This is a genomic window from Arthrobacter sp. UYP6 (assembly GCF_040547315.1).
Taxonomy (GTDB): Bacteria; Actinomycetota; Actinomycetes; order Actinomycetales; family Micrococcaceae; genus Arthrobacter_B.
In genome coordinates, this window is record NZ_JBEPPM010000030.1 from 1 (window position 1) to 21,724 (window position 21,724).

General features: G+C 64.4%; 23 protein-coding genes. 16 read left to right on the forward strand and 7 right to left on the reverse strand.

Features of this window, described 5'->3' with window-relative positions; translation table 11 throughout:
• Positions 1-183: 183 nt before the first annotated feature.
• Entirely contained in the window at positions 184-990 is an 807-nt protein-coding gene (gene ppgK / locus ABIB35_RS18095) for a polyphosphate--glucose phosphotransferase (RefSeq protein ID WP_354183127.1), read from the reverse strand.
• A gap of 40 nt (positions 991-1,030) precedes the next feature.
• Complete coding sequence (map, locus tag ABIB35_RS18100) at positions 1,031-1,909, reverse strand: type I methionyl aminopeptidase (protein ID WP_354183128.1); 879 nt, start codon at positions 1,907-1,909, stop codon at positions 1,031-1,033.
• 127 nt (positions 1,910-2,036) lie between these two features.
• Here map and ABIB35_RS18105 point away from each other — a divergent pair, with 127 nt between their 5' ends.
• A complete protein-coding gene (locus tag ABIB35_RS18105; RefSeq protein WP_354183129.1) occupies positions 2,037-2,213 on the forward strand; it encodes an SPOR domain-containing protein in 177 nt (58 codons plus the stop codon).
• Positions 2,214-2,255: 42 nt separating this feature from the next.
• Here ABIB35_RS18105 and panB read toward each other — a convergent pair whose 3' ends face one another.
• On the reverse strand, positions 2,256-3,125 hold the full coding sequence (gene panB / locus ABIB35_RS18110) for a 3-methyl-2-oxobutanoate hydroxymethyltransferase (RefSeq protein WP_354183130.1): 870 nt from the start codon (positions 3,123-3,125) through the stop codon (positions 2,256-2,258).
• Positions 3,126-3,322: 197 nt separating this feature from the next.
• Between panB and glnA (ABIB35_RS18115) the strand changes: the two genes are divergently transcribed.
• The 10 genes from glnA (ABIB35_RS18115) (at position 3,323) to ABIB35_RS18160 (ending at position 13,874) form a co-directional block, all read left to right on the forward strand.
• Complete coding sequence (gene glnA / locus ABIB35_RS18115) at positions 3,323-4,663, forward strand: type I glutamate--ammonia ligase (RefSeq protein WP_354183131.1); 1,341 nt, start codon at positions 3,323-3,325, stop codon at positions 4,661-4,663.
• A 45-nt stretch (positions 4,664-4,708) separates the two neighbouring features.
• Entirely contained in the window at positions 4,709-7,726 is a 3,018-nt protein-coding gene (locus tag ABIB35_RS18120; RefSeq protein ID WP_354183132.1) for a bifunctional [glutamine synthetase] adenylyltransferase/[glutamine synthetase]-adenylyl-L-tyrosine phosphorylase, read from the forward strand.
• A gap of 144 nt (positions 7,727-7,870) precedes the next feature.
• Positions 7,871-9,340 carry an amino acid ABC transporter substrate-binding protein/permease gene (locus ABIB35_RS18125; RefSeq protein WP_354183133.1) on the forward strand — a complete coding sequence of 490 codons (1,470 nt, stop codon included), beginning with the start codon at positions 7,871-7,873 and terminating at the stop codon, positions 9,338-9,340.
• The gene (locus ABIB35_RS18130) at positions 9,337-10,065 is read left to right on the forward strand and encodes an amino acid ABC transporter ATP-binding protein (RefSeq protein WP_354183134.1); all 729 of its coding nucleotides are present in this window, start codon (positions 9,337-9,339) and stop codon (positions 10,063-10,065) included. The genes ABIB35_RS18125 and ABIB35_RS18130 overlap by 4 nt, the downstream gene beginning before the upstream one ends.
• A 349-nt stretch (positions 10,066-10,414) precedes the next feature.
• On the forward strand, positions 10,415-10,588 hold the full coding sequence (locus ABIB35_RS18135; protein WP_354183135.1) for a hypothetical protein: 174 nt from the start codon (positions 10,415-10,417) through the stop codon (positions 10,586-10,588).
• Positions 10,589-10,706: 118 nt separating this feature from the next.
• Complete coding sequence (locus ABIB35_RS18140; protein WP_354183136.1) at positions 10,707-11,342, forward strand: DUF2510 domain-containing protein; 636 nt, start codon at positions 10,707-10,709, stop codon at positions 11,340-11,342.
• A gap of 200 nt (positions 11,343-11,542) precedes the next feature.
• Entirely contained in the window at positions 11,543-11,893 is a 351-nt protein-coding gene (locus tag ABIB35_RS18145) for a PadR family transcriptional regulator (RefSeq protein ID WP_354183137.1), read from the forward strand.
• A 2-nt stretch (positions 11,894-11,895) separates the two neighbouring features.
• Entirely contained in the window at positions 11,896-12,258 is a 363-nt protein-coding gene (locus tag ABIB35_RS18150) for a DUF1048 domain-containing protein (RefSeq protein ID WP_354183138.1), read from the forward strand.
• 24 nt (positions 12,259-12,282) lie between these two features.
• Positions 12,283-13,113, forward strand: a complete 831-nt coding sequence (locus ABIB35_RS18155) for an ABC transporter ATP-binding protein (RefSeq protein ID WP_354183139.1) — start codon at positions 12,283-12,285, stop codon at positions 13,111-13,113.
• A complete protein-coding gene (locus tag ABIB35_RS18160; RefSeq protein WP_354183140.1) occupies positions 13,110-13,874 on the forward strand; it encodes an ABC transporter permease in 765 nt (254 codons plus the stop codon). Before ABIB35_RS18155 ends, ABIB35_RS18160 begins: the two co-directional genes overlap by 4 nt.
• 160 nt (positions 13,875-14,034) lie before the next feature.
• On the opposite strand, the gene glnA (ABIB35_RS18165) is transcribed toward ABIB35_RS18160, so the two are convergent.
• Positions 14,035-15,459, reverse strand: coding sequence for a type I glutamate--ammonia ligase (gene glnA, locus ABIB35_RS18165; protein WP_354183141.1), 1,425 nt, complete (start codon positions 15,457-15,459; stop codon positions 14,035-14,037).
• 249 nt (positions 15,460-15,708) lie between these two features.
• On the opposite strand from glnA (ABIB35_RS18165), the gene ABIB35_RS18170 reads away from it, so the two are divergent.
• Positions 15,709-16,149: an RDD family protein gene (locus tag ABIB35_RS18170; protein ID WP_354183142.1), complete on the forward strand. Its 441-nt coding sequence runs from the start codon at positions 15,709-15,711 to the stop codon at positions 16,147-16,149.
• A gap of 122 nt (positions 16,150-16,271) precedes the next feature.
• Here the strand turns inward: ABIB35_RS18170 and ABIB35_RS18175 are convergent, their stop codons facing one another.
• From ABIB35_RS18175 to lipB, 3 genes are all read right to left on the reverse strand, one after another.
• Positions 16,272-17,024, reverse strand: coding sequence for a DUF4191 domain-containing protein (locus ABIB35_RS18175; protein WP_354183143.1), 753 nt, complete (start codon positions 17,022-17,024; stop codon positions 16,272-16,274).
• A gap of 146 nt (positions 17,025-17,170) precedes the next feature.
• The gene (lipA, locus tag ABIB35_RS18180) at positions 17,171-18,175 is read right to left on the reverse strand and encodes a lipoyl synthase (protein WP_354183144.1); all 1,005 of its coding nucleotides are present in this window, start codon (positions 18,173-18,175) and stop codon (positions 17,171-17,173) included.
• Positions 18,172-18,891 (reverse strand): lipoyl(octanoyl) transferase LipB, encoded by a 720-nt coding sequence (lipB, locus tag ABIB35_RS18185; protein ID WP_354183145.1) that lies wholly within the window; start codon positions 18,889-18,891, stop codon positions 18,172-18,174. Before lipB ends, lipA begins: the two co-directional genes overlap by 4 nt.
• 136 nt (positions 18,892-19,027) lie before the next feature.
• Between lipB and ABIB35_RS18190 the strand changes: the two genes are divergently transcribed.
• The 4 genes from ABIB35_RS18190 (at position 19,028) to ABIB35_RS18205 (ending at position 21,704) form a co-directional block, all read left to right on the forward strand.
• Entirely contained in the window at positions 19,028-20,728 is a 1,701-nt protein-coding gene (locus ABIB35_RS18190) for a serine/threonine-protein kinase (protein WP_354183146.1), read from the forward strand.
• 47 nt (positions 20,729-20,775) lie between these two features.
• Complete coding sequence (locus ABIB35_RS18195; protein ID WP_354183147.1) at positions 20,776-21,126, forward strand: cytoplasmic protein; 351 nt, start codon at positions 20,776-20,778, stop codon at positions 21,124-21,126.
• 99 nt (positions 21,127-21,225) lie between these two features.
• Positions 21,226-21,558, forward strand: a complete 333-nt coding sequence (locus ABIB35_RS18200; protein ID WP_354183148.1) for a hypothetical protein — start codon at positions 21,226-21,228, stop codon at positions 21,556-21,558.
• Positions 21,447-21,704, forward strand: a complete 258-nt coding sequence (locus ABIB35_RS18205; protein WP_354183155.1) for a GNAT family N-acetyltransferase — start codon at positions 21,447-21,449, stop codon at positions 21,702-21,704. Before ABIB35_RS18200 ends, ABIB35_RS18205 begins: the two co-directional genes overlap by 112 nt.
• The last annotated feature ends 20 nt before the right edge of the window (positions 21,705-21,724 follow it).

A 21,724-nucleotide genomic window follows, 5' to 3' on the forward strand; every position in this document is an offset into this window, starting at 1 on the left:
GGCGCTAGGCCGCGCGCCCCCGGGCGGCCCGCGTCGGGGCGGGGGGGGGGCGGCGGCGGGCGTTTTTTTTTTTGGGCCCCCCCCCCCCCCCCCCCCCCGCGCCGCCCCCCCCCCCCCCCCCCGCTTCTGTGTGTCTAAAGCCTCTGTATGTCTAAAACTTCTTTGGGTAAAAGAGGTGTCTGTCTACTTGATGTAGTTGAAGTGCATGGCAGCCTGGAGGGCAGCGCCCACAATACCGGCGTTGTTCTTGAGGTTGGCGGTGACCAGCGGGGTGCGCAGGTTCAGCAGGGGCAGGAAGTCCTCGCTGCGCTTGGAAATGCCGCCGCCGATAACGAAGAGGTCCGGGGAGAACAGGAACTCGACGTGGGAGAAGTACCGCTGCAGGCGCTGCGCGTATTCTTCCCAGCTGATGTCATCCCGTTCGCGTGCCGTGGCTGACGCGCGCGTTTCCGCGTCCACGCCGTCGATCTCCAGGTGGCCCAGCTCAGCGTTAGGCACCAGCTGGCCGTTGGAAATCAGGGCCGAGCCAATGCCGGTGCCCAGAGTGATGACAAGGACGGTGCCTTCGACGCCGCGCCCGGCGCCGTAGCGCGCCTCTGCCAGCCCGGCGGCGTCGGCATCATTCATGACCTGGACCTCGCGGTTCAGCGCCTTAGTGAGCAGCGCATCAACATCCGTGTCCACCCAGCTCTTGTCCACGTTGGCGGCGGAGCGGGCCACGCCGTGGGAGATGATGGCCGGGAAGGTAACGCCAATGGGAACTTCCGGGTCGGGCCCCTCCGGCCGGGCGGAGAGCTCGGCAACGATCTGCCCGACGACGCCGGCCACCGCTTCGGGGGTTGCCGGCTGCGGGGTGGGGATGCGGAACCGGTCACCGATGAGCTTGCCCTTGGACAGGTCGACAATGCCGCCCTTGATGCCGGTGCCGCCAATATCGATGCCGATGACAGCATTACCGTCGCCGTGCTTGCTCTTGTGCTTCTTCGCCATGGTTCTCCAGGTGTAGGTCTGTCTCGTGTCGTGGACGCTGCTAGGGAAGGGTCAGAACTTCGGCGCCGGTGTCCGTCACGAGCAGCGTGTGCTCAAACTGGGCGGTGCGTTTACGGTCCTTGGTGAGGACTGTCCAATTGTCATCCCACATGTCCCACTCAATGGTGCCGAGTGTGAGCATAGGCTCAATGGTAAACACCATTCCCGGCTCGATGAGACGGCTGTAGGCCGGCGCGGCGTCATAGTGCGGAATGATCAGCCCGGTGTGGAAAGCTTCCCCCACGCCGTGGCCGGTAAAGTCGCGGACTACTCCGTAGCCAAAACGCTTGGCGTAGGACTCGATGATACGGCCGATCACGTTGATTTCACGTCCCGGCATCACTGCCTTGATGGCACGGCGCAGGGACTCCCGCGTGCGCTCCACGAGCAGGCGGGACTCTTCGTCCACGTCGCCCACGAGGAACGTGAAGTTGGTGTCACCGTGTACGCCGTTGAGGTAGGCGGTGATGTCAATGTTGATGATGTCGCCGTCCTGGAGCACCGTGGTGTCCGGGATGCCGTGGCAGATGACCTCGTTGACCGAGGAGCACAGGGACTTGGGGAAGCCGCGGTAACCCAGGGTCGAAGGATAGGCATGGTGGTCCAACAGGAACTCGTGGCCAATGCGGTCCAGCTCATCGGTGGTGACGCCGGGAGCAATGTGCTTGCCGACCTCCACGATGGCCTGGGCGGCAATCTTGGAGGCTGCCCGGATTTTCTCGATGGTTTCCGGGGTCTTGACCTCGGATCCGGTGAACTGGGCCGGAGCGTCCTTATCCACGTATTCCGGACGCGGAATTGATGCGGGGACTTTCAGCCGCGGGCTTACGGTTCCCGGGGTAAGACGGCCAAGGGGTGCAGTGGCAAGAGTGTGGGGCATACCATCGATCTTATCGCCGCACGGCCTGTGCCGTGGCACTCGGATGCCCCCGCCGGGGCTTCGGAAACGTTTTTTGGGGCCGTTCCGTTGGTTTGATCAGAGCCACACTGTCTAAGGAGATTCACGCATGACCGAGTACTGGTTCAACGTCGTCACGCACGAGGTCGAAAAGGGCCCCCAATCCGACTGGACCAAACTGTTGGGTCCCTACAAGTCCCGGGAGGAGGCCGAGTCCGCCCTGTTGAAGGTGCAGCAGCGCAACGAAGCCTGGGACAAAGAGGACGAAGAAAACCGCAACTGGTAGATGTGCCGGTAACGCCGTCGGAGGAGTTTCCCGGGGCCGGCGCTAAAAGCTGTGTTCCGGCCCGGGAAAGGTGCCGCTGCGGACTTCATCGGCGTAGCTTCGGGCCGCCGTGGCCAGCACAGAGCGGACGTCTGCGAATGCCTTGACGAACCGTGGCTGTTTCCCGCCGCGCAGGCCGGCCATGTCCTGCCACACGAGCACCTGCCCGGTGGTGGCGTTTCCGGCGCCGATGCCGATGGTGGGAACGCCCACGGCGGCATCAACCTCGGCGGCGACATCCGCCGGGACCATTTCCATCAGGACGCAGAATGCACCCGCCTCGGCCAGGGTAACGGCGTCGTCGAGCACTGCCTGCCGGGCGTCACCGCGGCCCTGCACCCGGTAGCCGCCCAAGGCGTGCTCACTCTGCGGGGTGAAGCCCACATGGGCCATCACCGGTATCCCTGCCGCCGCCAGGGCACGGACATGAGGTGCGTAATGCGCTCCGCCCTCCATCTTCACGGCGTGCACCAGGCCTTCCTTCAACAGTCGGATCGAGGACTCCACGGCCTGGGCGGGGGAGACCTCGTAGGACCCGAAGGGCAGGTCGCACACCACTAGGGCGCGACTGGCTCCGGCCGACACGGACCGCGCAAACACGAGCATTTCATCCAGCGTGATGGGCAGCGTGGTGGCGTGGCCCATGACATTATTGGCCGCCGAATCGCCCACCAGCAGCACTTCAATACCCGCCTCATCGAAGATGGCGGCCGTGTACTGGTCATAGGCCGTCAGCATTGCGAAATGCTCGCCGGCGTCCTTGATCTGCTGCAGGTGCGGGATGCGGATACGGCGCGGTCCCGCTGGTTTCTGCGGAACTGCGGACCCGGCGGATGCGGCGGCGTACGGGGCGGGCTGTTCGGCGTCGGTCATGTCCTGAGCGTACTAAAAACACTCCCGGCTGCGGACCTCCTCCCGCAACCTGCCGGCATGCGCCGTAACGCAGGGCCGGCCGCCGGGCCCGACGGCGGCAAACGGCGCCGGGATGGGTAGAGTGAACTCAGGCTTGTAACACTGGGGCGGCGCCGGAGGATCCGGGCCGTCCCACCGTCTGACGAAAGAGGGTAGGGATGAACCGCCAGCAGGAATTCGTTTTGCGCACCATTGAAGAGCGAGACGTCCGGTTTGTGCGGTTGTGGTTTACCGATGTGGTGGGCACGCTGAAGTCCGTGGCACTGGCGCCGGCCGAGGTGGAAGGCGCGTTTGAGGAAGGCCTGGGCTTTGACGGTTCCTCCATTGAGGGCCTGGCCCGGGTTTTTGAATCCGACATGCTGGCCCAGCCGGACCCCTCCACCTTCCAGATCCTGCCCTGGCGCGGCGATTCCGAGCAGACCTCCCGCATGTTCTGCGACGTGCTCACCCCCGACGGCCAGCCTTCCGCCGCGGATCCGCGCAACGTCCTCAAGCGCCAGCTGGCCAAAGCCGCAGACATGGGCTTCACCTGCTACACGCACCCGGAGATTGAGTTCTACCTGCTGAAATCCGATGAGCTGGGCCCCGACGGCGAACCCGTCCCCGTGGACCGTGCCGGCTACTTTGACCATGTTCCCGGCGGTGTCGCCCAGGACTTCCGCCGCACCGCGGTGTCCATGCTCGAAGCAGTGGGGATTTCGGTGGAGTTCAGCCACCACGAGGCCGGCCCCGGCCAGAACGAGATCGACCTGCGGTACGCGGATGCGCTGCAGACCGCGGACAACATCATGACGTTCCGGACCGTGGTCAAGGAAGTGGCTTTGACTACCAACTGTTATGCCACGTTCATGCCCAAGCCCTTCTCCGAGCACCCCGGTTCGGGTATGCACACGCACCTGTCCCTGTTCGAGGGGGATACCAACGCCTTCTTCGAAGCCGGTGCCCAGTACCAGCTCTCGAAGACCGCCCGGCAGTTCATCGCCGGCATCCTGCGCCACGCTCCGGAATTCACTGCGGTCACCAACCAGTTCGTGAACTCCTACAAGCGCCTCTGGGGCGGCGGTGAGGCCCCCAGCTATGTCTCCTGGGGACACAACAACCGCTCCGCACTGGTCCGCGTGCCGCTGTACAAGCCGGGCAAGGGCCAGTCGGCACGCATCGAATACCGCGGCATCGACTCCGCAGCCAACCCCTACCTCTCCTACGCCGTCCTGCTGGGCGCGGGCCTGAAGGGTATCGAAGAGGGGTACGAGCTTCCCGCCGGCGCCGAGGACGACATCGAGAGCCTCTCGGTAGCCGAACGCCGGGCAATGGGTCTGGACCCGCTGCCGGCATCCCTGCATGACGCCGTCCGCGCCATGGAGGAGTCCGAACTGGTGGCGGACATCCTGGGTGAGCAGGTCTTTGAGAACTTCCTGCGCAACAAACGTGCCGAGTGGAATGAGTACCGCCAGCACGTCACCCAGTTTGAACTGCGAAAAAACCTGGGCATTCTTTAGGGCTTTTCCTGACATGCCGGTCATGAGCAATATGGAGGACCTCCGATGAGTCTCACCCGCCGGCTAATTGCAGCAGGCTTCACCGATCTGGAGAAGAGCAGCCGCTTCCTGCAGGCCCCCGAGCTGGAGGGACTGGGGGAAGCGGCGCTGTTCACCGGCTTCCTGCAGGCTGCTGATCCAGATTTGGCCCTGCAGTCGCTCGTCCGGCTGCTGGACCGCGTTCCCTCGCTGCGGGAGCTGGTTCAGGGAGGCGAAGAGGAAAGCGAAGCTCTGTTCAGGCTGCTCGGCTCCTCGGAGGCGCTGGCCGAATTTCTGATGCGCCACCCGGAGGCTGCGGACAGCCTGCGGTCTCCGCTGCGGGCAGAGCCGGCGGAGGTTCCCGGGGACATCCTCCGTGCCTCGCTGCTGGAATCCGTCAAGGCCGGCACCGGAGACGCTCCGGTGGCCGGACTGACCGGCACCGAGGCCTATGTGGCGCTTCGGGCCCGCTACCGCCGGCACCTGCTGGACCTGGCCGTGCGGGACCTCGGCGCAGCCTCGCCCACCGACGTGCTGCCCGCCGTCGGCCGTGAGCTCGCAGATCTGGCCGGTGCCGCCCTGGACGCCGCGCTGGCGGTCTCCCGCGCGGAACTGGCTGCCAGTTACCCGGCGGAGGACATTTCCCGGGTGCGGCTGGCCGTGATTGCCATGGGTAAGTGCGGAGCACGGGAGCTGAACTATATTTCCGACGTCGACGTCATCTATGTGATGGAGGCAGCGGGACTCGATGAGACGCTCGCGTCCCGGATCGGTACTGCGCTGGCCGCGGGGATCTCCCGCGCGATCAACGCGTCCGCCCCGGAACCCGCGCTGTGGGAAGTGGACACCAACCTGCGGCCCGAGGGCAAGGACGGGCCCCTGGTGCGTACCCTGGACTCACATCTGAGCTACTACTCGCGCTGGGCGCACACCTGGGAGTTCCAGGCCCTGCTCAAGGCCCGCGCCGCAGCCGGGGATCCGGACCTTGGCCGCCGTTACGAGGAGGCAGTGGCCCCGCTGATCTGGTCCAGCACCGAACGCGAGGGTTTCGTGGAGTCGGTACAGGCGATGCGCCGTCGGGTCACTGACAACATCCCCGCCCACGAGGCGGCGCGGCAGCTGAAGCTGGGCAGCGGAGGACTGCGCGACGTCGAATTCACCGTCCAGCTCCTGCAGCTGGTGCACGGACGCACCGATGAATCGCTGCGGGTCCGCGGCACGACGGCGGCCATCGCCGCCCTGAGCGAGGGCGGCTACATTGGCCGCACCGATGCAGTGGACCTGGACGCGGCTTACCGTTACCTGCGCGTCCTGGAGCACCGCATCCAGCTGGTACACATGCGCCGCACACACCTGATGCCGGACACCGAACCGGCCCTGCGGGCACTTGCCAAGGCCTCCGTCGGCTCCCTTGCCGTAGGCCGCCCCACCGCCGAACGGCTCACCGACACCTGGCAGCGGACCAAGCGGCTGGTCCGCCGGCTGCACGAGAGTATTTTCTACCGGCCGCTGCTGAACACCGCATCCAACCTCAGCGTGGACGAGGTCAAGCTCTCGCCGGCGGCCGCGCAGGCCCGGCTGGCTGCGCTGGGATATGCGGATCCGAAGGGTGCGATGCGGCACATCGAGGCACTGACCACCGGAATCAGCCGTCGGGCCGCCCTGCAGCGCCAGCTTTTGCCGGTGCTGCTGGGTTGGCTGGCGAACGGCGTGGATCCAGACGCCGGTCTGCTGGGCTTCCGGCGGCTCAGCGAGTCGCTGGGGGAGACGCACTGGTATCTGGGCATGCTCCGGGACTCCTCGGCGGCGGGGGAGCGGCTGTGCTCTATTCTGTCCTCGAGCCGGTTCATCACCGACCTGTTGGAGGTCTCTCCGGAGGCCACCGCCTGGCTGGATACGGACAAAGACCTGGTGCCGATGACCTTTGACGCCCAGTGGCAGGAAATCCGGTCCAAGATGTCCCGCCATCCCAATCCGCGCGAGGCCATGCGCCTGATCCGGCTCATCCGCCGACGGGAAATGCTGCGGATCGCCCTGGCGGACAGTGCCGGGCTGCTCTCACAGGAGCAAGTGGGGCTGGCGCTGGCCGACACGGACCGGGCAGCGGTCCTGGGTGCACTGCACGTCGCTGAGGGGGAGGTTTTCAGCGGCGAAGAACGGCTCACCGAGATGCTGGTGGTGGCCATGGGACGGCAGGGCGGGCGGGAGATCGGCTACGGTTCCGACGCCGACGTCCTCTATGTCCACCGTGCCCTGCCCGGCGCGGATCCCGGCGCCGCCCAGTCCCAGGCCGAACGCATTGTGGGTCAGCTTTCCGCCCTGTTGCAGCAGCCCTGCACCCCGGCAATCCTGGCCGAAAGAGTGCTGGTGCTGGACGCCGGCCTACGCCCGGAAGGACGCAACGGCCCGCTGGTCCGCAGCCTTGGCTCCTACCGCGAGTACTACAGCCGCTGGTCGTTGATCTGGGAGGCGCAGGCGCTGCTTCGTGCCCGTCCCATGGCCGGAAGCGATGACCTGGCCGCCGATTTCATTGACCTGATCAATCCCATCCGCTATTCCGCCGGGGTCAGCGAGCAGGACATCCTGGAGATCCGTCGGATCAAGGCACGGGTGGAGAACGAGCGCCTGCCCCGCGGCGCAGACCCTTCCCGGCAGCTCAAGCTCGGACGCGGCGCGCTCAGCGACGTTGAATGGCTGGTGCAGCTGCTCCAGCTCGAACATGCCGGCGCCTACCCGGAACTCCGCACCACGTCCACGCTCCCGGCACTGGATGCCCTTGCGTCGGCGGAGCTGATTCCGGAGGCGGACGCCGCCATCCTGCGCGAGGCCTGGCTGTTGGCCAGCCGCATCCGCAGCGCCAATGTCATCCGTGGCGGAAGGAACCCGGATGTGTTGCCTTCCTCACGTCAGGAGCTGGAGGCCGTGGCCCGCTGGTGCGGTTACGGTGCCGGTCAGGGCGGCGTTTTGGAAGAGGATTATCTGCGGATAACGCGCCGATCAAGGGCTGTTTTCGAGCGCTGGTTCTACGGTTACCACACCCACTGACCCCGTTGCCGATGCCAGGTTGATCCTGCGCTGATCCCTGCCCCGGCCCTCTCGGTTAGTTCCTGAGCCTCACGCTCGGTAGGCTCTATGAGGCATTATCGGCATTTTTGTGCCGTTCCGGAACATCTAGGAGACGTTTTCACCTTGCAAACTGGCAAACGGGCCCGTCGAGGCCCGGCTAAGCTCGCCGCCCGGTTCATAGCGGCGACCGCGGCCATCGCACTGCTCCTTGGCGTCCCCGCAACCGGGGCATTCGCCGCAGAATCGCCTAAGATCGCTGAGGGCGAGAGTTTCTCCGTCGGCACCGACACCACCTTTGCTCCCTTCGAGTTCCGCCAGGACGGCGAGCTTGTGGGCATCGACATGGACCTGCTCAATTCCATTGCCGAGGAGGAGGGCTTCAGCGTTGACATCCGCTCCCTCGGCTTTGATGCCGCGCTGCAGGCGCTGCAGTCCAACCAGGTGGACGGCGTCATCGCCGGCATGTCCATCACGGAGGAACGTCAGAAGACCTTCGACTTCTCCGACCCATACTTCGAATCCGGCATCCAGATGGCCGTCGCGGAGAACGACGGCGACATCACCGGTTACGACGATCTCGCCGGGAAGCGCGTAGCGGTCAAGACCGGCACTGAGGGCCAGGCCTTCGCTGAGTCGATCAAGGACCAATACGGCTTCAGTGTGGTGGCGTTTGCGCAGTCCGCGCAGATGTACGACGACGTCAAGTCCGGCGGATCCGTAGCGGTCTTTGATGACTACCCGGTGCTGGCGTACGGCATCAAATCCGGCAACGGTCTGAAGACCGTCACGGAGAAGGAGGTTGGTTCCTCTTACGGCTTCGCCGTCAACAAGGGAACCAATCCCGAACTGCTGGCCGCCTTCAACTCAGGCCTGGCCGAGCTGAAGGACAGCGGAGAGTACGACGAGGTCATGGACCGCTACCTGGAGGCCGGCGCCACGGATTCCAGCTTCTGGTCGCTGCTGACCGAGAACGCCCCGGCCTTCGCCAAGGGCATGGGCCTGACGCTGCTCGCCACCGCCATGTCCCTGATCTTTGCCCTGGTGCTCGGCGTGCTCTTCGGGTTCTTCAAGGTCAGCCATAATGTGGTGCTGCGCGGCATTGCCACTACATATGTGAGCATCTTCCGCGGCACCCCGGTGCTGGTGCAGGCATTCTTCTTCTACTTCGGCCTGCCGCAGCTCATTGGCCAGCCGGTGGACGTGCTCACCGCGGGCGTGCTGACGCTCTCGCTGAACGCCGGCGCCTACATGACCGAAATTGTCCGCGGCGGAATCCAGTCTGTGGATCCGGGCCAGATGGAGGCTGCCCGCAGCCTGGGCCTGGGCTACGGAAAGACCATGCAGAAGGTCATCATTCCGCAGGCCGTGAAGATCATGACACCCTCCTTCATCAACCAATTCGTCATTACCTTGAAGGACACGTCGCTGCTGGCCGTGATCGGCTTTGCCGAACTTACCTACCAGGCCCAGCAGATCTACGCTGTGAACTTCCGCACCGCGGAGGTGCTGCTGATCGTGGGCGCCCTGTACTTCATCGTCATCACGCTGCTGACCAAGCTGGCGGATGTTCTGGATAAGAGGTTTAACAAGTGAGCAAGATCGAAACGCGCGGCCTGCGTAAGTCCTACGGCTCCAACGAAGTTCTCAAGGGCCTTGACGTCTCCGTAGCCGAAGGCGAGGTGGTTTGTGTCATTGGCCCGTCAGGTTCGGGCAAGTCCACGTTCCTGCGCTGCCTGAACAAGCTCGAGGACATCACGGCCGGGGAGGTGGAGGTCAACGGCTTCAGCCTGACTGATCCCAAGGTTGACCTGAACAAGGTCCGGCAGAACATCGGCATGGTGTTCCAGCACTTCAACCTCTTTCCGCACATGAGCGTGCTCCAGAACGTCATGCTGGCGCCGCTGGAGCTGAAAAAGGGTTCCAAGTCCGAGGTAAAGGCCAACGCCCTGCGCCTCCTGGAGCAGGTGGGTCTGGCGGATAAGGCTGACGCCCGTCCCGCGCAGCTCTCGGGCGGCCAGAAGCAGCGCGTGGCGATTGCCCGTGCGCTGGCCATGGCGCCGGACATCATGCTCTTCGACGAAGCGACCTCCGCCCTTGACCCGGAAATGGTTGGCGAGGTCCTGCAGGTTATCCGCGACCTGGCCAAGGCCGGAATGACCATGGTGGTGGTCACCCATGAAATGGGCTTTGCCCGCGAAGTGGCGGACCGTGTGATCTTCATGGCTGACGGCCACATTGTGGAGGAGGGCGTCCCCGAGACCCTCTTCTCGAACCCCACCCAGCCGCGGCTGCAGGACTTCCTGGCCAAGGTACTCTAACGCTTCACCACCACAACGGCGGCTGTTCCCTTCACGGGGACGGCCGCCGTCGTCGTTTCATACCTGTTGTACCGTGAGGAAACCCACGTTGAGGATGAGGCCGGCGGCTTCTATTCTTAAAGGGAGCAGGAGTTGCGGCGCATCGGTTTAATGCCGAACAGACGCCGCCCTGCACCGCAGCGTTCACGCTGCGTGTCAAAGACTGCACTGCAGCAGCCGCACTGCCTTCCCGGCAGGAGCAGGATCCGCATTCCCCGCCCGGCGCAATGACGCCGCAGCCGTGCGCTTTCATGCCGGCCGGAAAGCAGCTACCAAGGAATGCCACCACCAATTGATTGGAGCTCCATCCATGCTGAAGCACGTCGAAAAGACCCGCCGCAGGACAAACTCATCCGTAACTGCACAACTGACTGCCATTGCCGTTGGCTGCGCCCTCGTGGCCGGAGGGGTATCAGCAGTAGAAATCAGCATGCTGAACCACTCGCAGGCCGACACCTCGGTCAGCTCCCAACTTGAGCCCTGACCTGCGGCAGCCGGTGTGCACGGTGTTATGCGGGCGTGCGCGCGATCGGTTACGGTTGGTCTAGGAACCGTCCGCAAGTGCGCGCAGCGCCCGTTGCCTTCCCTCTCTGGAGACACCCATGAGTACGCCGTTGCCCGGCTGGTATCAAGATCCGGTCAATCCCGACCAGCAAAAATGGTGGGACGGCCGGGAGTGGACCACCTATACGATGCCGCTGGCCGGCAGTATGCCGCCATCGGCCACAGAGCCGGACGCGGACCATGCCCAGGGCCGGCCCGGGCTTGATGCCCCTGCCCAGGGCCACGCGCCGCTGTCCCAGCCCGCACCACTGTCCCAACCCGCATCGACCGACTATCCCGGTCAACAGGCGTATCAGCAGGGCTATTCCGGTTACCAAACGCCGGGCGACAGCTACCGGCAGGGCTATCCGGGCTCACCGTCCGCCTATCCGCCCTACCCCGGGTATCACTCCTTTCCCGGTTACCAGCCGCCGGCGCTGCGATCCAATCCCCTTGCCCTCACCGGGTTCGTCCTCGGGCTTGTAGGCTTCTTTCTCTTCTTCATTCCGGTCTTCGGCACGGCCATCTGCCTTGCCGCTATTGTCTTCTCCGGCATTGGGCTTGCCAGGCAAATGGGCCGTGCGCCCAGGTACAAGGTGTTCGGCATTATCGGCCTGGTTCTGGGCATTGTTTTCTCGCTGTTGTCGCTTTTGGTAACCATTGCGGTCTTCTCCAGCCCCTACTACTACTACTAACCGCCACTACTACTCATCGCCCCTGATCGGCTGACTGCCCAACACCGGCGTCTTTGGCGTTGTTCATCATGTGGTGGCTGTCTTCCCTGTCCGGGGACCTCTTGTGTCGTCACTATTCGGTGTTACTATGTACTGGTAGCTAGCAACACCAAGTACTAGCAGCACCAAAGTACCAGGAAAAACAACTACAGGGGCAGTCCGTGGGTAAACAGATGACCGAGATGCTCAAAGGCACCTTGGAAGGCATCGTCCTGGCACTCTTGGCCGTGCGCCCGGCGTACGGCTACGAGATTACGGCCCGGCTGCGGGAGCAGGGATTCGCGGACATCGTTGAGGGCACCGTTTATGCCCTGCTGGTTCGGATCGAACGGCGCGGCCTCGTCGACGTGGAGAAGGTCCCGTCAGAAAAGGGACCGCCCCGCAAGGTCTACTCACTGAATACTCCGGGCCGGGAGTATCTCGAGGATTTTTGGGGATCCTGGGGGTTTCTGGCAGACCGCCTTGAACAGCTCCGCCGAGAGGCTGACCGAGCACAGGAAGAAGGGACGTAACCATGGCCGCCAAATGGATCGAGCAGGTGACCGGCTCATTCGAAGACAAAAAGCGCTGGCGGCAGTACAAAGCCCGCAAGGACCAGCTGCCTCCCGCCTATCGCACGGCAATTGACGCACTGGAGCGGTACCTGATGTATGCCGGCTCGATCGTCAAGGGGGATGTCCTCATGCAGATGCTCGAAGACCTAGCGGATCTGATTGAACGGGCAGCCGTGGACGCAACTCCCATCCGCGCAGTAGTCGGAGAAGACCCGGTGGAGTTTGCCGAGGCCTTCCTCCAGAACTACACGGACGGCCAATGGATCAACAAGGAACGCCGGCGCCTGAACGACGCCATCAGCGAGGCCGTCGACCAAGTGTAGACGCCTCGATTGGAGCATCGGACCATGACAGCAAACCCAGCCTCAGCCCCCGCCATCCGGGTTCGCGGGCTTGAGAAGTCCTTCAAGGACCTGCGGGTTCTGCAGGGCATTGACCTGGAGGTGGCTGCGGGGAGCGTTGTCGCGCTGCTCGGATCCAACGGTGCGGGCAAGACGACTCTGGTGCGGATCCTGGCAACAACGTTGAAAGCCGACGCCGGCAGTGCTGCGGTTTGCGGCTTCGACGTTGGCACCCAAGCCGCCCAGGTGCGCACGTCCATCAGCCTCACCGGCCAGTTTGCGGCGATCGACGACGTGCTCACCGGCCGGGAGAACCTCATTCTGATCGCCAGGCTGCGCCGGCAAAAGGACCCGAAGGGGACCGCTGACCGCCTCCTCACCCGGTTTTCCCTCACTGAAGCAGGCAAGCGAAAGGCCTCCGCCTACTCGGGTGGAATGCGCCGGCGGCTGGACATCGCCATGAGCCTGATCGACAACCCGCCGGTTGTCTTCCTGGACGAGCCGACCACCGGTCTGGACCCCCAGGCACGGATCGAAGTGTGGGAAACCATCAGGACGCTCGCCGGCGGCGGCATTACCGTACTGCTGACCACGCAATACCTTGACGAGGCTGAACAACTGGCCGACCGCATTGCTATCCTGCATCAGGGCGTGATCATCCAAAACGGCACCCTCGCTGAGCTGAGGGCGCTGCTCCCGCCGGTGAGGGTCGAATACATCGAGAAGCAGCCCACCCTCGAAGACGTGTTCCTGGCGCTCATCGCCGGCAGCAGCGGAGGGGCCGGGAAGGGGCTCCGCCCCGGCGGCAACATGCCTGGCGGAGAGGAACTGCCATGAGCACACAGGCACTAGCCAACACCCGGGCGCTGACCGGACGGTCACTGCGTCATATTCTGCGCAGCCCGGACACGATCGTCACCACCGTTCTCACTCCGATCGCGCTGATGGTGCTGTTCGTTTACGTCTTCGGGGGAGCCATCAACACCGGATCCGATGAGTCCTATCTCAGCTACATGCTGCCCGGCATCCTGCTGATCACCATCGCCTCAGGCGTCGCCTACACCGCCTACCGGCTTTTCCTTGACCTCCGCAGCGGCATCTTCGAACGATTCACCTCCATGCCGATCGCGAGATCCAGCGTGCTCTGGGCCCATGTGCTGACGTCCCTGGCCGCGAACCTTGTCTCCATCGCCGTCGTTGTTGGTGTTGCCCTGCTTATGGGCTTCCGGACCGGCGCCTCCGTAGCCGCCTGGCTCACGGTGGGCGGAATTCTGGTCCTGTTCACGCTGGCGCTCACCTGGATTGCCGTGCTCGCCGGGCTTTGCGCAAAGACCATTGACGGCGCCAGCGCGTTCAGCTACCCACTGATTTTCCTGCCGTTTATCAGTTCGGCCTTTGTTCCCACCAGCACAATGCCGGCGCCGGTCGCGTGGTTTGCGGAGAATCAGCCGGTCACCTCAGTGGTGGACACCATCCGGGCCCTGTTTGCGCAGCAGCCCGTCGGCTCCGGGATCTGGGTTGCCCTCGCCTGGCTCCTGACGGTCCTGGTCCTGAGCTACGCCCTGGGGATCACCAAATTCCGCAGCAAGATCACCTAACCCCGAGATGGCACAAGGTGCACGTCTGAGCGCTGAGAAGAGCACATAGTGCCATCTCGCGGGGGAGTTGGTGCGGCAAAAGAAGAGCCCGCACATCCGGCCGGTGATCGGCGGGGATGTGCGGGCTCGTCTGCGGTCGAACCGCTGCGGATACTAGGGCCTAGCAGCCGTAGTAGAGCTCAAACTCGTAGGGGTTCGGGCGCAGCAGCAGCGGCTTGATTTCGTATTCGCGCTTGTACTCGATCCAGGTGTCAATCAGGTCCTGGGTGAACACACCGCCGGCCTGGAGGAACTCATTGTCGTTCTCCAAGGCGTCCAGTGCCTCTTCCAGGGAGCCCGGTGCCAGCTGGATGCCGCGGGCCTCTTCGGGCGGAAGCTCGTAGAGGTCCTTGTCGATCGGATCAGCGGGCTCGATGCGGTTCTTGATGCCGTCCAGGCCGGCCATCAGCTGGGCAGCGAAGGCCAGGTACGGGTTGGAAGAAGCATCCGGCGCACGGAATTCGATGCGCTTGGCCTTCGGGTTGGACCCGGTGATCGGGATGCGGATACCGGCGGAGCGGTTGCCTTGCGAGTACACCATGTTCACCGGAGCTTCGAAGCCCTTGACCAGGCGGCGGTAGGAGTTGACCGTCGGGTTGGTGAAGGCCAGGACCGCGGAAGCATGCTTGAGCAGGCCGCCGATGTACCAGCGTGCAACGTCGGACAGGCCGGCGTAGCCCTTCTCGTCGTAGAAGAGGGGAGCGGAGCCGTTCCAGAGCGACTGGTGGCAGTGCATGCCCGAGCCGTTGTCACCAAAGATGGGCTTGGGCATGAATGTTGCCGACTTGCCCCAGGCATCGGAGACGTTCTTGACGATGTACTTGAACTTCAGCAGATCATCCGCAGCGTGCGTCAGGGTAGTGAACTTGTAGTTGATCTCGGCCTGGCCGGCGCCGCCAACCTCGTGGTGGGCGCGCTCAACCTCAAGGCCGGCGTTGTCCAGCTCGACGCAGATGGCGTCGCGCAGGTCTGCCTGCTTGTCCACCGGGGCTACCGGGAAGTAGCCGCCCTTGAACGGCGTCTTGTTGCCAAGGTTGCCGCCCTCTTCTTCGCGGCCGCTGTTCCAGGGAGCCTCAATGGAGTCAACCTTGTAGAAGCTGCCCTGGGGGGAAGACTCGTACTGGACGTTGTCGAAGACAAAGAACTCGGCTTCGGAAGCAAAGTACGCAGTGTCGGCAATGCCGGTGGAGGCGAGGTAGGCCTCGGCGCGCTCGGCCACGCCGCGCGGATCGCGGTGGTACGGCTCGCCGGTGCGCGGGTTGACGATGGAGAAGTTCAGGGCCAGGGTCTTCTCGATACGGAACGGATCCAGGAACGCGGTGGTGACGTCCGGGATCAGCTGCATGTCGGATTCGGCGATGCCCTGGAATCCGCGGATGGAAGAACCGTCGAAGAGCTGCCCGTTGATGAAGAAGTCGGCGTCAACAGATTTTGCCGGCACGTTGAAGTGCTGCTGCACTCCGGGGAGGTCGGTGAATCGGATGTCGACGAACTTCACATCTTCGTCAGCGATGAACTTGAGGACTTCGTCCGCAGTTTTGAACATCGGTACTTTGCTCCTTTTACACGATTTGAGTGGATGACTTCGGGCTGCACAGCCTGACCTGCAGCGGGCTGGAAACGGCTCCCTGTCAACTCCTTAGAACTGTAGGGGCAGCAAATTTCCCACCCGTGACAGCCGTGTTTCAGGCACGTTACACAAACCGAAGTCTCTCCTCTACCCTAGCGTGAACTGGGCAACAGAGGGATCTGACGTTGCGTCCGCAGCTTCACACAGGCCGGGTAGTCTTAAACAGTGGTTGATAGAAGAAGCTTAGGTTCGTGGCTGGAAGGCCCTCCCTCCGATGAGAATTCCTGGCCGGGCAAACGCCTCGGCCGCCCCAAGGTGGGCCCGGGCAGCATTGGACGCGTGGGGCCCCGCCTGGGGGCCATCATCATTGACTGGGCCCTCGCCTCGGTGATCGGGTACGCGTTTTTTGACGGCTCTTCCACCGCTGTCCTGGCCATCTTCGCAGTGGAGCAGATTGTGCTCGTTTCGCTGCTGGGCTACAGCATCGGCCACCGCGCCTTTAGCCTTCAGGTCCAGAAGCTGGACGGCAGGCCCGCCGGCCCTCTGGCCGCCGTCGTCCGCACGCTCCTGCTGTGCGTGGTGATTCCGGCCGTCGTCTTCGACGAAGACCAGCGTGGCCTGCATGACCGCGCCATGGACACTGTCCTTGTGAAGGTCAAGCACTAGGACGTTCTTGCGCATCGATCAGTGAACACAGCACCCATAAGCGAACACAGGAAGGGCCCCTCAAAAGAGGGGCCCTTCCTGTGTGGTGGCGCTGGAAGCGTCAGTGGTTTGCGGGTGAGGCCCTAGCGTCCGCGGGAGGCCTTGCGATCCGGGCGGGCCTTGTACGGGTCAATGCCCTTGGGGATCGGCAGGCGCGTGCCCAGAGCAGCCAGGCGCTTGTTGACGGCCTGGACTTCCTGCTTGGTCAGGGCCTTGGGAAGCTTCTTGGCCTTCTTAGCTACCTGAGACAGGGGCGTGAGGTTCTCGCCGCGGCCGGTCTGGATAACGTGCACGGGAACGTTCGGTGCAATGCGGTTCATGCGGCGGCGTTCGCCGTCGGCCAGGGCCTTGGCACGTCCGGGGGAACCCTCGGTGACCAGGACGATGCCGGGGCGCCCGATGGCGCGGAACACCGCTTCCTGGCTGCGGGGGTTGATCGCAACGGGCTGCTCTTCCAGGATCCATCCCCGGCGCAGGATGCTCAGCGCCGCGCCCGAGGCACCGGCCTGACCCTCAATCTGCGTGAACGCTGCGCGTTCGGCACGGCGGGACAGAATGAAAACGGCGGCCAGCAGGCCCAGCGGAATCGCGATGATGAGCATCGTGATCCAGTTATTGATCAGCAGACCGATCAACAGCCCGACGGCGATGATGCCCAGGAACGCGCCTGCCATCACCCACACCAGGTTGGGATCATTGCGCCGCGTCATCTTGAAGACGTCGGCGATCTGCTTCATGCGGCCCGGGCCTTTTTTCTTCTTCTCCGCTTTGGGCTTGCGGGAAAAGAGACCGCGGCGGGCGCTCTTAGGTGCGTCGGAATCTGTGCTTTTGGCCATAGTGGTTCAATTCTACGTGATCTCTGCGCCCGGTCTGTCCGGCCCCGCCGAGGGAAATCCCGGAATGCCGCGGTTCCCGCTGCGGGGGTTCGCGGCAGGCGTACACCAGGCCGCCGCCCCTGAGCGGGCCGGCGGCAGAGTGTCAATCAGCGGCGGGCCAGAATGGAGGAAGCCTCCTGCAGGGTGGAGCCGGAATCCTCGATGTGAGCCAGCTGCGGCGGCAGCTCCAGGCCCTTCCGGCGCATGGCTCCGGCCCAAAGCCGCCCGGCCCGGTATGAGGAGCGCACCAGCGGCCCGCTCATAACCCCGAGGAAACCCAGGGCAGTGGCCTCATCGCTGAGCTCCACGAATTCCTGGGGCTTAACCCACCGGTCCACCGGCAGGTGCCGCTCGCTGGGGCGCAGGTACTGGGTGATCGTGATCAGGTCACAGCCGGCGTCGTGCAGGTCCCGCAGCGCTCCGGAGATCTCCTCGCGCGTTTCACCCATGCCCAGGATGAGGTTCGATTTGGTGACCATGCCCAGCTTCTGGCCCTGGGTGATGACATCCAGGGAGCGTTCGTAACGGAAAGCGGGGCGGATCCGTTTGAACAGCCGGGGCACTGTCTCAACGTTATGGGCGAACACCTCTGGGCGGGCGGCGCAGATAGCTTCGATGTGCTCGGGCTTGCCGGAGAAATCAGGAATTAGGATTTCGACGCCGGTGCCCGGGTTGAGTTCGTGGATCTTGCGGATGGTTTCGGCGTAGAGCCACACGCCCTCATCCGCCAGGTCATCGCGGGCCACCCCGGTAACGGTGGCATAGCGGAGGTTCATTTTCTGTACGGATCGAGCCACCTTGGTGGGCTCAAAAAGATCCACCGCGGAGGGTTTGCCGGTGTCGATCTGGCAGAAGTCGCAGCGACGGGTGCACTCGGAGCCGCCGATCAGGAAGGTGGCCTCCTTGTCTTCCCAGCATTCGAAGATGTTGGGACAGCCGGCTTCCTCGCACACAGTGTGCAGGCCTTCCTTCTTGACCTGCTCCTTCAAATGCACGTATTCCGGACCGATGACCACCTTGGCCTTGATCCATTCGGGCTTACGTTCCACGGGTACTGCCACGTTGCGCTGTTCGATGCGCAGCAGGCGGCGTCCTTCGGGGGCAAGAGTCATAGGAGTGCTCCTTTTGACCGGCCGGCTGCGGTGCCGGATTCCGGTGGGTGAGTGTCCGTGGCCGGGACGGGGTGTTCGCGGACAAGGTGTTCGCGGCGGTTAAACAGTTCTTGTTCCACCCGGGCCACCAGATCGGCCGGTGTAACGGTTTGCCCGGTCTCGGCCGAGATGGAGGTGGTGCCGGCATCGGTGATGCCGCAGGCGATGATCTGGTTGTAGGGGGCGAGGTCGTTGCTGCAGTTGAGGGCAAATCCGTGCATGGTGACCCCGTGGTTTACGCGGATGCCAATCGCGGCAATCTTGCGGTCGGGACCGCCGCCGCGCACCCAGACCCCGGAGCGTCCGGCAACACGTTCGCCGGTGATGCCGTAATCCGCCAGGACCGCGATGAGTGCGTCTTCGAGCGTGGCCACATAGTCGGAGACCTTGCTGGGATCAGGCAGCCGAAGGATCGGATAACCCACCAGCTGGCCGGGACCGTGCCAGGTCAGCTTGCCGCCGCGGTCCACGGCCACCACCGGAGTGCCGTCGAACGGGCGCTCGTGCTCCTCTGTGCGTTTGCCCGCGGTGTAGACAGGGAAATGCTCCAGCAGAAGCACAGTGCCCGGAGAGGAGCCGGTGAGAACGCGCTCATGCAGGACGCGCTGTCGGTCCCAGCCGTCCAAATAATCCACGTAATCCGGGGCGAGACCGATGCGCAGGAACTCCAAAGCCATGGGGACAGCCTAGACTGCCGCGGTGGAAGTTCCGGCTATGGCGTTGGTCACATCCGCGATTGCCGGTTGGTTCGGGCGAAGGAGGGATTGTGGATAACTTCTGCACCAAAGCTGGATCAGGGCTAGAACGGAGGGCATGGAGTTCAACGAACCGCCCGGACGCGTTCCACCGCCGGCGCTGGAACAGGGATACCGGGCAGACCGGCTGCTGGGGGCGGGCCGGACGGCGCACGTGTGGCTGGCCGCCAGGGAAACGGACGGCGCCCGCTTGGCGCTGAAGATTTCGGCGGTGGCCGCAGGTGGACCGGGATCCACCTTTGAAACCCGGCGTGAGCTGAACATCCTGTCCCGGTTTGAGCATGAAAACCTGCTCCGTCTGCATACCGTTCTGGAGACGGACCGGGGCCCGGGCCTGCTAATGGAGTGGGCCCCCGGAGATTCGCTGGCACGGCTCTCAAAGGCCAGGGGACCGCTGCAGCCCGGGGAGGCAGTGACGGTCTTGGTGGGCATTGCGTCGGCACTGTCGTACCTGCATGCCCTGGGTGTTTCCCACGGAGACGTTTCGCCGGGCAACATCCTCTTCACCGCTAACGGCAAGCCGTTGCTGGGCGATCTTGGGACGGCGCGGCTGTTCGGAGCCGGAACAGGACCAGCACCGGCTCCGGAAGGAGATGTCTTCGCGCTGGCATCGGTGGGCTGGCTGATCCTGACCGGGCGCGCGCTGCCTCCGGCAGAGCGCCGTCTGCCCCTGGCGGCCCTGGTGCCGGAGATTCCGCCGGCGCTGGCGGAGGCGATCGACGCCGGCCTTCAGGAGGAGCCCGAACGCCGCCCGGATGCCACAGAATTTGCCCGGCTGGTCTTCGCCGCCGCTACGGCGCAGCCGCTGGATCTGGTGCCGGCTGAGACCGGTGCCGCTGTGCCGGGGCTGCAGACCCGCCGTGCCCGCCGCAGCCGGGAGGGAACAAGCGGCGGATTAGGGCTGTGGGTTCGGAAGCCGGGGCATGAACACCGCAGGCGCAGCGGACGGGGTGCCGAGCACCGGCAGCCCCGTGTAATGCTGCTGGGCGCGGCGGCTGTGCTTGTGGCGGGGACCATGGGCCTGGGGGCTGTTGCGGTGGCGGCGCCCGAGGTACTGCAGGGGAAGGGTCAGGAGCAGGAGCCGGGGCAGGGTCAGGAGCAGGGGCGGGGGAAGGAACAGGGGCAGCGGAGGGACGCAGCGTCCGGAGAAGAGAGTGCGGCATCGGACGGGACCGGGACGGCCACAGGCGAACGCTCGGGGGAAGCCGGCGAAAACGCGCAGGCCGGCACCGAGAGCGGATCCGCGCCGGCAGTACCCGGCACCGGCGGCCCCGTTACTGACGACGGGGCGAAGGCAGCGGCTCCTGAGTCTTCCGGAGAGTTTTCCCTGGCGGGGGCCACGGAAGCAGACCTTTGGGAACTGGTGCGCGGCGAAGACCCGGTGCCGGCCGCACGGGCGCTCGCAGAATTGCGGTCCCGGGCATTCGGTGCAGCGGATGCGGATCTGCTGGAGGGCGTCAATGCGCCGCGCTCGCCGGCCATGGAGACAGATCAGGCAGAGATCGCCAAACTGGAGGCCGCCGGCACCGTGCTGTCCGGTCTCGCCGTGGAGGTCCTCTCTGCCGGGCCTGCGCTTCCGCGGCAGGAAGGACGGGTCAGCGTGAGAGCTGCGGTCTCAACATCCGGCTACACGGAGAGCGAACCCGGTGGCGGCAGGGTCCGGAATGTGGCTGCCGTGTCCCGCCAGGACGTTGTGCTGGTCATGCTTAATACCGCAGACGGGTGGCGCATCGAGGACATCCTGGCGCCGCCTGCCTGAGCGGATGCCTCTGGTCCGCGGCCTTAGACCGTCCTAAGCTTCCACACATGACCGAGGATCCAGTAGAAACCAATCCGGACCACTACACCGTGGTGTTCGAAAACGACCGGGTGCGCGTCCTGGAATACCGGGATGAGCCCGGACATCGAAGCACTGTCCACAGACACCCGGACAGTGTGATGATCACCGCCAGCACCTTCCGGCGCCGCCTCAGCTCCGGCAAGGACCAGATGGATGTTGAGCTGCCGGCAGGCGCCGCCAGGTGGCTTCCGGCCCAGGAGCACTACGGAGAGAACATCGGCGACACTCAGACGCACGCGTTTTTCGTGGAACTCAAGGAGCCGGATCCGTCAGCCTCCACGCGGAAAGACGGAGCCCTGGGTCCTTCAGGCCACTAACGCTGCTCGGTGTCATGGTGTGCCACGGGTAGCTCCCTGCCGCACCCGGCGGAAGATACCGGTGTTCCGGATGCCCCGTTTGCCGGTTAGGCTCAGGCGATGCTGACCCTGGAAACCCGCCGACTGCTGCTTCGTCCCTCTACGGACGACGACGCCGGCTTTGTCCTGGATCTCTATTCCCGCTGGGAGGTCCAACGCTTTCTGGGCCTTCAACCGAAGCTCATGAAGGACTCGGATGAAGCGCTCGCGCTGATCGCCGCCTGGCGTGGAAGTCCATCCCTGCCTCGGGTCCGGACCGCCGGCCCTCCGGCGACATCGAAATTGGCTGGCATTTTCACCCGGACAGCTGGGGAAAGGGCTATGCACCGGAGGCCGCTGCAGCCGTCCTGGACCATGCGCTGCACCGCGGACTACCCAGTGTTGTGGCCGTGACCAACCCCGCCAATGCAGCCTCCCGGCGGGTGTGCGAAAAAATTGGGCTGCAGCACCTCGGGAGCACGGACCGGTATTACAACACCGTGTGCGAACTCTTCAGCGTTGACAACCCTGCTGCTTCAGCGGGCGCGGGAATGCCCTGATCGATCAGACGCTGCTGCGT

Coding starts and splice junctions, on each gene's coding strand:
- ABIB35_RS18135 (WP_354183135.1), top strand. CDS start 10,415: ATGCTGAAGCACGTCGAAAAGACCCGCCGCAGGACAAACTCATCCGTA.
- ppgK (WP_354183127.1), bottom strand. CDS start 990: ATGGCGAAGAAGCACAAGAGCAAGCACGGCGACGGTAATGCTGTCATC.
- panB (WP_354183130.1), bottom strand. CDS start 3,125: ATGACCGACGCCGAACAGCCCGCCCCGTACGCCGCCGCATCCGCCGGG.
- ABIB35_RS18105 (WP_354183129.1), top strand. CDS start 2,037: ATGACCGAGTACTGGTTCAACGTCGTCACGCACGAGGTCGAAAAGGGC.
- glnA (WP_354183141.1), bottom strand. CDS start 15,459: ATGTTCAAAACTGCGGACGAAGTCCTCAAGTTCATCGCTGACGAAGAT.
- ABIB35_RS18195 (WP_354183147.1), top strand. CDS start 20,776: ATGACCGAGGATCCAGTAGAAACCAATCCGGACCACTACACCGTGGTG.
- lipA (WP_354183144.1), bottom strand. CDS start 18,175: ATGACTCTTGCCCCCGAAGGACGCCGCCTGCTGCGCATCGAACAGCGC.
- ABIB35_RS18175 (WP_354183143.1), bottom strand. CDS start 17,024: ATGGCCAAAAGCACAGATTCCGACGCACCTAAGAGCGCCCGCCGCGGT.
- ABIB35_RS18160 (WP_354183140.1), top strand. CDS start 13,110: ATGAGCACACAGGCACTAGCCAACACCCGGGCGCTGACCGGACGGTCA.
- lipB (WP_354183145.1), bottom strand. CDS start 18,891: ATGGCTTTGGAGTTCCTGCGCATCGGTCTCGCCCCGGATTACGTGGAT.
- ABIB35_RS18140 (WP_354183136.1), top strand. CDS start 10,707: ATGAGTACGCCGTTGCCCGGCTGGTATCAAGATCCGGTCAATCCCGAC.
- glnA (WP_354183131.1), top strand. CDS start 3,323: ATGAACCGCCAGCAGGAATTCGTTTTGCGCACCATTGAAGAGCGAGAC.
- ABIB35_RS18190 (WP_354183146.1), top strand. CDS start 19,028: ATGGAGTTCAACGAACCGCCCGGACGCGTTCCACCGCCGGCGCTGGAA.
- ABIB35_RS18150 (WP_354183138.1), top strand. CDS start 11,896: ATGGCCGCCAAATGGATCGAGCAGGTGACCGGCTCATTCGAAGACAAA.
- ABIB35_RS18155 (WP_354183139.1), top strand. CDS start 12,283: ATGACAGCAAACCCAGCCTCAGCCCCCGCCATCCGGGTTCGCGGGCTT.
- ABIB35_RS18120 (WP_354183132.1), top strand. CDS start 4,709: ATGAGTCTCACCCGCCGGCTAATTGCAGCAGGCTTCACCGATCTGGAG.
- ABIB35_RS18200 (WP_354183148.1), top strand. CDS start 21,226: ATGCTGACCCTGGAAACCCGCCGACTGCTGCTTCGTCCCTCTACGGAC.
- map (WP_354183128.1), bottom strand. CDS start 1,909: ATGCCCCACACTCTTGCCACTGCACCCCTTGGCCGTCTTACCCCGGGA.